Origin of the sequence: Ideonella sp., from assembly GCF_035254525.1 — a bacterium.
GTDB lineage: Bacteria > Pseudomonadota > Gammaproteobacteria > Burkholderiales > Burkholderiaceae_C > Ideonella.
In genome coordinates, this window is record NZ_DATFAN010000126.1 from 1 (window position 1) to 8,601 (window position 8,601).

The 8,601-nt window shown below is 67.1% G+C and carries 8 protein-coding genes, 1 tRNA gene and 1 pseudogene; 5 read left to right on the forward strand and 5 right to left on the reverse strand.

Features of this window, described 5'->3' with window-relative positions; translation table 11 throughout:
- Window positions 1-138: 138 nt before the first annotated feature.
- A complete protein-coding gene (locus tag VJ693_RS12470; RefSeq protein ID WP_324154555.1) occupies window positions 139-966 on the forward strand; it encodes a hypothetical protein in 828 nt (275 codons plus the stop codon).
- Between the two features lie 328 nt (window positions 967-1,294).
- On the opposite strand, the gene VJ693_RS12475 is transcribed toward VJ693_RS12470, so the two are convergent.
- The 3 genes from VJ693_RS12475 to VJ693_RS12485 form a co-directional block, all read right to left on the reverse strand.
- Window positions 1,295-1,371 (reverse strand) — tRNA-Val (locus VJ693_RS12475).
- A gap of 57 nt (window positions 1,372-1,428) precedes the next feature.
- Window positions 1,429-3,696 (reverse strand): bifunctional (p)ppGpp synthetase/guanosine-3',5'-bis(diphosphate) 3'-pyrophosphohydrolase, encoded by a 2,268-nt coding sequence (locus VJ693_RS12480; protein WP_324154556.1) that lies wholly within the window; start codon window positions 3,694-3,696, stop codon window positions 1,429-1,431.
- Window positions 3,693-4,568, reverse strand: coding sequence for an alpha/beta hydrolase (locus VJ693_RS12485; protein WP_324154558.1), 876 nt, complete (start codon window positions 4,566-4,568; stop codon window positions 3,693-3,695). The genes VJ693_RS12480 and VJ693_RS12485 overlap by 4 nt, the downstream gene beginning before the upstream one ends.
- A 56-nt stretch (window positions 4,569-4,624) precedes the next feature.
- Between VJ693_RS12485 and VJ693_RS12490 the strand changes: the two genes are divergently transcribed.
- The 4 genes from VJ693_RS12490 to VJ693_RS12505 all read left to right on the forward strand — a co-directional run bounded on the left by VJ693_RS12490 (window position 4,625) and on the right by VJ693_RS12505 (window position 8,118).
- The gene (locus tag VJ693_RS12490; RefSeq protein ID WP_324154560.1) at window positions 4,625-5,404 is read left to right on the forward strand and encodes a 3-hydroxybutyrate dehydrogenase; all 780 of its coding nucleotides are present in this window, start codon (window positions 4,625-4,627) and stop codon (window positions 5,402-5,404) included.
- A 160-nt stretch (window positions 5,405-5,564) separates the two neighbouring features.
- Entirely contained in the window at window positions 5,565-6,299 is a 735-nt protein-coding gene (gene ompR, locus VJ693_RS12495) for a two-component system response regulator OmpR (protein WP_324154561.1), read from the forward strand.
- A 17-nt stretch (window positions 6,300-6,316) separates the two neighbouring features.
- Window positions 6,317-7,642 (forward strand): sensor histidine kinase, encoded by a 1,326-nt coding sequence (locus VJ693_RS12500; protein WP_324154563.1) that lies wholly within the window; start codon window positions 6,317-6,319, stop codon window positions 7,640-7,642.
- Window positions 7,643-7,650: 8 nt separating this feature from the next.
- On the forward strand, window positions 7,651-8,118 hold the full coding sequence (locus tag VJ693_RS12505) for a CreA family protein (protein WP_324154565.1): 468 nt from the start codon (window positions 7,651-7,653) through the stop codon (window positions 8,116-8,118).
- A gap of 15 nt (window positions 8,119-8,133) precedes the next feature.
- Here the strand turns inward: VJ693_RS12505 and VJ693_RS12510 are convergent, their stop codons facing one another.
- Both VJ693_RS12510 and VJ693_RS12515 read right to left on the reverse strand, forming a co-directional pair.
- Complete coding sequence (locus VJ693_RS12510; protein WP_324154567.1) at window positions 8,134-8,472, reverse strand: zinc ribbon domain-containing protein YjdM; 339 nt, start codon at window positions 8,470-8,472, stop codon at window positions 8,134-8,136.
- A 42-nt stretch (window positions 8,473-8,514) separates the two neighbouring features.
- Window positions 8,515-8,601: pseudogene (locus tag VJ693_RS12515) on the reverse strand (2-C-methyl-D-erythritol 2,4-cyclodiphosphate synthase); the annotation flags it as partial.

Below are 8,601 nucleotides of genomic sequence, written 5' to 3' on the forward strand. Positions count from 1 at the left end.
TTTACTCACCTGTTGCTGGCTCCAATACGCCGAACATCGGTGGCTCTATAACGGCGGTCGGTGACACCGGGCGAGGACCATACTGCCGCGCTTTTGGCTGGCCGACGCGCGGACAGCATCCTTTGAGGGAGAGATTCGATGAACATGTGTCGCCTGACACGCCCGGCGGCCGCCGGCCTGGCCATTTCCATCTCTGTCGGCCTGGCAGCCTGTGGAGGCGGCGGTACCGACGGGGATAGCTCGAACAAGTCCATCGCAGTGACGTATTCGCCCGGTTCTGTGGAGCAAAGCTACACGCAGCACTTTGACCGTACCTACTACGATGCCTCTTCGCCGGAGTTCGTCAAGGTCACGGCGACCTTTGCTTCGGCCCCACCGTCTGATGTGGTCGCTGTGCGAATGCTGATGGGTGAGGCAGTTTTCGGGCCGGACCCGATCATCATTTCCGCGGTCGACGGAAGCTCCACCAAGTTTGAAACCACCTTGTCGCCCGATCAGATGCTCGAGGGAGGTGTACACGAAGGCGACGTGACGCTGCAACTCTGCAGGGATGTGAATTGCTCGAAGGTCGTTTCTACCACCGGCAGCTTGCACTACAAGTTCAACGTCCGCGCTGGGCTCAAGGCGACACTGAAGGTGGATGGCGTCGAGTTCACGAATCCCGGCGGGGCAGTGGCCGGGACTTCTGGAACCCAAATGTTCGCTGACCTACCAAGCGGCTCGACTGCGGAATTTACCTCGACGGTTCCCGTGACTTGGCAGGTGGGTGGGCAAGCGCCTGGCGCGGTCTATCTCTGCGATCGCCACAGCGACGTGACGGTAACCAAGTCGAACGAAACCTCGACCTCGCTGTCCATTGTCGTGAACAACAACATGAACTCGTCTTGCGACCTGCAGGTCACTGCGACGCCGGTTGATTCGTTGCTGCGCGAAGCGTCCTACGCTTTGTACGTTCCAGCGAACTAAAGGCACCTGCCAGACAAAGCGGTCGCTCAACCAGTCGAGCGATCAAGTAGCGCTCGTCGTATCACCAAAGTCCGGGCGGGTGGCCAAATCCAAGGGCCCCGCCAAATCACCTTGGTAGATGAATGGCCGGTCTCGACAACAGCCTCGGGAGACGCTCATGGCCGGGACTTCCACTTCGCAAACGTTGCCGAAACCAGCCGCTTGCCGGCACGCCGCCTGTCTCCGAAACTTGGGAAAAACTTGGGAACTTGGGAAGAAGTTGCCGCGCCTTGCAGCGCCAGAAACGACAACGCCGACAAGCTAAGTGCTTGTCGGCGTTGGGTTTTATTGGTAGGCGCGATTGGATTCGAACCAACGACCCCCACCATGTCAAGGTGGTGCTCTAACCAACTGAGCTACGCGCCTGCGAAGCCTTGCACTATAGCATGCTTTTCAACTCTCGTTGCCAGAGCCTCCTGTGCCTCATTTGCGTCGCACGTGGCGCACGCCCGACACGCGCGCCACCAGGCCCATCACCTGCTTCAGGCGCGAGGCATCGGCCACCTCGACCGTGAAGGTCATCCACGCGGTCTTGCCCTCGGCGTCGCGCACCGACTGCGTGTGCACGCCGGTGACGTTCATCTTCTCTTTCGCGAAGACTTCCGAGATGTCCCGCAGCAGGCCCTGGCGGTCGCTGGCCTCGATCGCGACGTCCACCGGGTAGGCAGCGTCGCGGTCCTTCGGCGGTGCGCCCCACTCGACCGCGATCACGCGCTCGGGCATGCGCTCGGCCATGTGGCGGAAGTTGCTGCAATCGCGCCGGTGGATGGCCACGCCCTTGCCGCGTGTGACGAAGCCGCCGATCGAGTCCGGCGGCGCGGGGCGGCAGCAGCGTGCGAGGTTGGTCAGGAGTGACTCGACGCCCACCACCAGCACCCCGCCCTTGGTGCCCGTGGCGTCGGCACGCGAGCGGCGCAGCGCGGGCATCTCGTCAGCCTCGGGTGCGGCTTCGGGCGGGCGCAGCAGCGTCTCGATGTTGCGCAGCGAGTATTCGTCCTTGCCGACGACCTCGAACAGCGCCTGGGCATCGCGAAAGCCGAGCTTGTCGGCCAGGTCGTCGAGCTTGAGCGCCGTTCGACCTTCGCGTTGCAGCAGCTTCTCGACCAGCTCCCGGCCCTTGGCGATCGTCGCTGTCTGCGCCAGCGCGTTGAACCAGGCCCGCACCTTCGAGCGCGAGCGTGGGCTGTGCAGGTAGCCGAGCTCGGCATTGAGCCAATCGAGCGAGGGGCCGCCCTCCTTCGCCGCAATCACCTCCACCGTCTGGCCATTGGCCAGGCGCGTGTTCAGCGGCACCATCGCACCGTCGACCTTCGCGCCGCGGCAGCGGTGGCCGAGGTCGGTGTGCACCGCGTAGGCGAAGTCGATCGGCGTGGCCCCGGCGCTCAGCTCGATCACCGTGGCCTGCGGCGTGAAGACGTAGATGCGGTCGTCGAAACCCGCGCCTTCGGCCGCCGCGGCGCCGGCGCCCTGGGTCGAGAAATCGCGCTCCCACGCGAGCAGCTGGCGCAGCACCGCCTTGCGCGCCTCGGCGATGCGCTCCTCGAACTCGCCGGCTGCACTGACCCCGGCGTAGCCCTTGACGCCGGCTTCCTTGTAGGCCCAGTGCGCAGCCACGCCGTATTCGGCATGCTCGTGCATGGCCTGGGTGCGGATCTGCACCTCGACCGGCCGGTCGTCGTCGCTCAGCACCACCGTGTGCAGCGAGCGGTAGCCGTTGGGCTTGGGCTTGGCGATGTAGTCGTCGAACTCGCCGGCCACCGGCGTGTAGCGCTCGTGCACGCGGCTGAGCGCCGCATAACAGGCCGGCACGTCGGCCACGATCACGCGCAGCGCGCGCACATCCAGCACATGCGCGAAATCGATGTGCTTGCCCTGCATCTTCTTCCAGATGCTGTAGATGTGCTTGGGCCGGCCGTAGACCAGCGCGGGGATGCCCTGCGCCTTCAGGTGCTCGGCCATCTCCTGGCGCACCACCTCGACACCCGCCTCGCGCTCGATGCGCTTCTCGTGCAGCAGCTTGGCGATGCGGCGGTATTCGTCGGGCTGCAGGAAGCGGAAGGCCAGGTCCTCCAGCTCCCACTTGACCTGCCAGATGCCGAGCCGGTTGGCCAGCGGCGCGAACACCTGCTGCGTCTCGGCCGCCAGCGCATGCGGGCACGGGCGCTTGGCCGCCGCGTAGAAGCGCAGTGTCTGCAGCCGTGATGCCAGTCGCAGCAGCACCACGCGCAGGTCGCGCGAGAAGGCCAGCAGCATCTTGCGCACGCGCTCGGTCTGGCGGGCCTGGAACTCCTGCTCGACCTGGGCCTCGCGCGCCGCACGCTGGATCTGCACGAGCTTGCGCGTCAGCGCCACCAGGCTCGCATAGGACTCGCCGAAGGCCTTGGCCACCACCTCCTCGGGCCGCTGCAGGAAATCGCCCGCATAGACGAGGTAGGCCGCCGCCTGCAGGGCCGGCGCGCCGCCGATCGCGCCGAGCACCGCGGCCACGCCCTCGGCATGCGCGAAGGCGTCTTCGCCGGTGTCGAGCAATCGGCCGCGCAGCAGCGGCTCGGCAAAGGCGCGCGCCCGCTCGAGCGGGCTGGCCACGACGTCCGGCGCCGCAGCCGCCGGCAGCGGCGCGGCGCTCAGGTCATCTGCCAGCGCAACGATAGGCGCCGACGGTTCGTCGAGCGCGACGGGCTGGCTCTTCATGGCGCGAGCAGAAAGCGGCGCACGACCTCGATCTGGTCTGCCTGGACCAGCGTCGGCGCGTGGCCGACGCCGGGGAACTCATGCACGGTGGCCTTGGGCCCGCGCCGCGCCATCTCGGCCGCCGTCTCCCGGCTGAGCAGATCCGATTCGGCGCCACGCAGCACCAGCGTCGGACAGCGCAGGCCCTCATAGGCCTGCCAGGCCATTGCTTCGCCGGCGGCCGTGATCTCGCGCGTCACCAGGCCGAAGGGCAGCGCAATGCCCGGGTCGTAGTGTGGCTTGAAGCCATCGCCATCGGGCCGTAGCTGTGGCGCGCTCAGTGCCAGCCACTGCGCGCGCGTGTGCGGGCCGAAGCTTTCCGAGATGGCCCACAACGCGTCGGCCGCCTCGTCCAGCGTGGCCCAGTGCGCCGGTGCGCCGAGGTACTGGCCGATGCGCTGCAGCGATTCGAATTCGATGCGCGGGCCGACGTCGTTCAGCACGAGCTTGCCGATCGGCGAGCCCTTCAGCGAGGCCAGGCCCAGGCCGATCAGCCCACCCATCGACGTGCCGAACCAGTGCACCTCCTGCGCGTTCAGCCGTGCCAGCAGCGTGACCATGTCGGCCACGTAGTGTGGGATCGCATAGCCCATCGGGTCGGCCAGCCAATCGGAGCGGCCGCGGCCGACGACATCGGGGCAGACCACGCGGTACTCGCCCGCCATCGCCTGGGCCAGCGTGTCGAAGTCGCGCCCCTGTCGCGCGAGCCCGTGGGCGCAGACCAGCACCTTGGGGTTGGCCGGGTCGCCCCACTCCACATAGGCCATGCGGTGCAGGCCGCGGGCATCCAGGCATTGCACGCTGTCGAAGCGGGGGGTCAACGCGTTGTTCATGTTCTTGCAAGCTGAGGTTCTCGATAATCACTGTAGCAACCCCTCGGAGAACCTTCATGCTCAACGGAAAGACCGCGCTCGTCACCGGATCCACCAGCGGCATCGGCCTGGGCATCGCCCAGGCCCTGGCCGCCCAGGGCGCGAACGTGATGCTCAATGGCTTCGGCGACATCGAAGCGGCCAAGGCCGAGGTGGCCCGGCACGCCACCGGCGGCGCCAAGGTCGGCTACCACGGCGCGGACATGAGCAAGCCGGCCGAGATCGAGGCGATGGTCAAGGCCTGCGAGGCCGAGTTCGGCGCGGTCGACGTCCTGGTCAACAACGCCGGCATCCAGCACGTGGCACCGGTCGACGAATTCCCGGTCGAGCGCTGGGACGCGATCATCGCGATCAACCTCAGCTCGGCCTTCCATGCGATCCGCGTCGCCCTGCCCGGCATGAAGGCGCGCGCTTATGGCCGCATCATCAACGTCGCCTCGGTGCACGGGCTGGTCGCCTCGGCGCAGAAGTCGGCCTACGTGGCCGCCAAGCACGGCATCGTCGGCCTGACCAAGGCGGTGGCGCTCGAGACGGCGACGACGCCGGTCACGGTGAACGCCATCTGCCCCGGCTGGGTGCTGACCCCGCTGGTGCAAAAGCAGGTCGATGCCCGCGCCGCCAGCGCCGGCGTCAGCATCGAGGAAGCCAAGCGCCAGTTGCTGGCCGAGAAGCAGCCCTCGCTGCAGTTCACCACGCCCGAGGAACTGGCCGGCCTGGCCGTGTTCCTGTGCTCGCCGGCGGCTGCCAACATCCGCGGCACGGCGATCAACGTCGACGGCGGCTGGGTGGCCCAGTAAGCCGCCGCCCAACCCGATGTGTGCGCTGCCAGAAGGGCCTTCCGAGAGCCCGATGGCAAGCACTTGACAGGCGGGGCAACATTTGTAACAGAGGGTCAGGCGGGCCGGAATCGCCAATTCCGCCTTGCACAATGCCTCTGTTACAAATTAGGAGCTGCCAATGAGCACCAACGCCAACGCCCGCCCGGACCGCATCGTCGTCGTCGACGACGACGCCCGCATCCGCGACCTGCTGCGGCGCTATCTGACGCAGGAGGGCTTCGAGGTCCTGCTGGCCGAGGATGCCAAGGCCCTCAACCGGCTGCAGACGCGCGAGACCATCGACCTGATCGTGCTCGACCTGATGCTGCCCGGCGAAGACGGTCTGTCGATCTGCCGGCGCCTGCGTGCCGCCAACGACTCGACGCCGATCATCATGCTGACCGCCAAGGTGGAGGATGTCGACCGCATCGTCGGCCTCGAGGTCGGCGCCGACGACTACCTGCCCAAGCCCTTCAACCCGCGCGAGCTGCTGGCCCGCATCCACGCCGTGCTGCGCCGCCGCCCGGCCCCCGAGGCCCCAGGCGCCCCGGCCAAGGACCCGCAGATCGTGACCTTCGGCCCCTTCGAGTTCGACCTGTCGCTGCGCCGGCTCACCAAAGATGGCGAGCAGATCACGCTGACCACCGGCGAGTTCTCGATGCTCAAGGCCCTGGTGCGCCACCCGCGCCAGCCCTTGAGCCGCGACAAGCTGGCCCAGCTGGCCCGCGGCCGCGAGTTCGAGCCCTTCGACCGCAGCCTGGACGTGCAGATCTCGCGCCTGCGCAAGATGCTGGAGCCCGATCCGTCCAACCCGCGCTACATCCAGACGGTGTGGGGCGTGGGCTATGTCTTCGTGCCGGGCGACGCTCCGTGATCCGGAGCCTCGCCTAGATGCCGCGCCCACCCTTCGCGCTGAACCTCTTCTGGCGCACGTTCTTCCTGCTCGGCATCCTGCTGGCAGGTGGCGTCTTCGCGTGGGTGCAGACGCTGCGCCAGCTCGAGTTCGAGCCGCGCGCGGTGCTGGCGGCGCAGCAGGTCGCCAGCCTGGTGAACCTGTCGCGCGCGGCGCTGCGCTTCTCGGACGGCATCAACCGCATCGCCGTGGTCAAGACCATGAGCGACCAGGAAGCCGTCAAGATCAACCCGCGCGAGCCGGGTGACCGCTGGGAGCCTTTCGAGACCGACCGCTTCACCCGCGCGGTGGCCAACGAGCTGCGCAACCGCCTGGGTGAAAGCACGGTCGTCGCGCGCACGGTCAACGGCGTGCCGGCGCTGTGGGTCGGCTTCAACATCGAGCGCGACCCGTACTGGATGCAGACCGACTCGACGCGCCTGCAGCCGCTCACGCCCGGCACCTGGTTCGTCTGGGTCACCATCGCGCTGGTGGCCACCGTGCTCGGCTCGGTCGGCATCGCGCGGCTGATCAACCGGCCGCTGCAGGACTTGAGCTTCGCCGCCAGCCGCATCCGCGAAGGCGAATTCGATTCTCGGCTCGACGAATCGACGCTGACCAGCGAGATCCGCGCCGTCAACATCGGCTTCAACCGCATGGCGCGCGAGCTGGCCAAGGTGGAAGAGCAGCGCGCCGTGATGCTCGCCGGCATCTCGCACGACCTGCGCACGCCGCTGGCCCGCCTGCGCCTGGAGGCCGAGATCAGCGTGGCCGACGACGAGGCCCGCCGCAACATGGCGGCCGACATCGACCAGCTCGACGCGATCATCGACAAGTTCATGGATTACGCGCGGCCCGACGAGACCCGCACCGGCCCGGTGGACCTGACCCAGGTCATCGTGCGCGAGGCGGCCGCCTTCCGCGACACCTCGCAGATCCGCATCTCGCTCAAGCTCACGCCCGGGCTGACGGTCAAGGGCGACGACACCGAACTCGGCCGCGTGTTCGCCAACCTGTTCGAGAACGCCCGCCGCTACGGCCGCTCGCTGGACACCGGCGTGGCCAAGGTCAAGGTCACCCACGTGCAGACCAGCGACTCGGTGATCATCACCGTGCGCGACTATGGCCCCGGCGTGGCGCCCGAGAAGCTCGAGCACCTGACCACACCCTTCTTCCGCGGCGACGCCGCGCGCACCGCGGCCACCGGCGCCGGCCTGGGCCTGGCCATCGTCAAGAAATCACTGCAGCGCATGGACGGCCACTTCGAGCTGGCCAATGCGCGCGACGGCGGGCTGATCGCCCACATCCGGCTCAAGCGGGCCTGAAAGCCAACATGCGACACCTCGTCATTTCCCTTGCGCTGCTGGGCACCGGTGCCGCGGCGCTGGCCGAGCAGATCGGCGCGGTCGACACGGTCTTCAAGTTCATCGGCCCCGACCACAAGATCGTCATCGAGGCGTACGACGATCCCGGCGTGAATGGGGTGACCTGCTACGTGTCGCGCGCCAAGACGGGTGGTATCAAGGGTGCGCTCGGCCTGGCCGAGGACAAGTCGGAGGCCTCGATCGCATGCCGCCAGGTCGGGCCGATTGCCATTTCGAAGCCGCTGCCGGAACAGGAAGAGATCTTCAACGAGCGCATCAGCCTGGTCTTCAAGAAGCTGCGCATCGTCCGCATGGTCGACAAGAAGCGCAACACGCTCGTCTACCTGACCTATTCGGACCGGCTGATCGAAGGCTCGCCTCAGAACTCCATCACCGCCGTGGCGGTGGACCGAGGCATGGCCATTCCCGTCAAGTGACGGCTGTCTGGCCGATCACGCTTTCTTGACGAACTCCGACTTCAGCTGCATCGCGCCGATGCCGTCGATCTTGCAGTCGATGTCGTGGTCGCCCTCGATCAGGCGGATGTTCTTGACCTTGGTGCCGACCTTGACGACCGAGGACGAGCCCTTGATCTTCAGATCCTTGATCAAGGTGACCGAATCGCCGTCGGTGAGCACGTTGCCGTAGGCGTCCTTCCAGACGCGCTTTTCTTCAGCGGCCACGGCCGCATCCTTGCTCCATTCGTGGCCGCACTGCGGGCAGATGAGCTGGTTGCCGTCTTCGTAGGTGTAGTCGGCGTGGCATTGGGGGCAAGGCGGCAAACCGCTCATCGGATGTCCTTTTAAGTTTTGAAAAGAGTGTGGGCGGCGCCCTCAGGCGCGTGCCAGCAGGCAAACCGCCCGCGCCTCGATGGCACGGCCCTCGCCCACCGGGCCCATGCGCTCGGCCGTCTTGGCCTT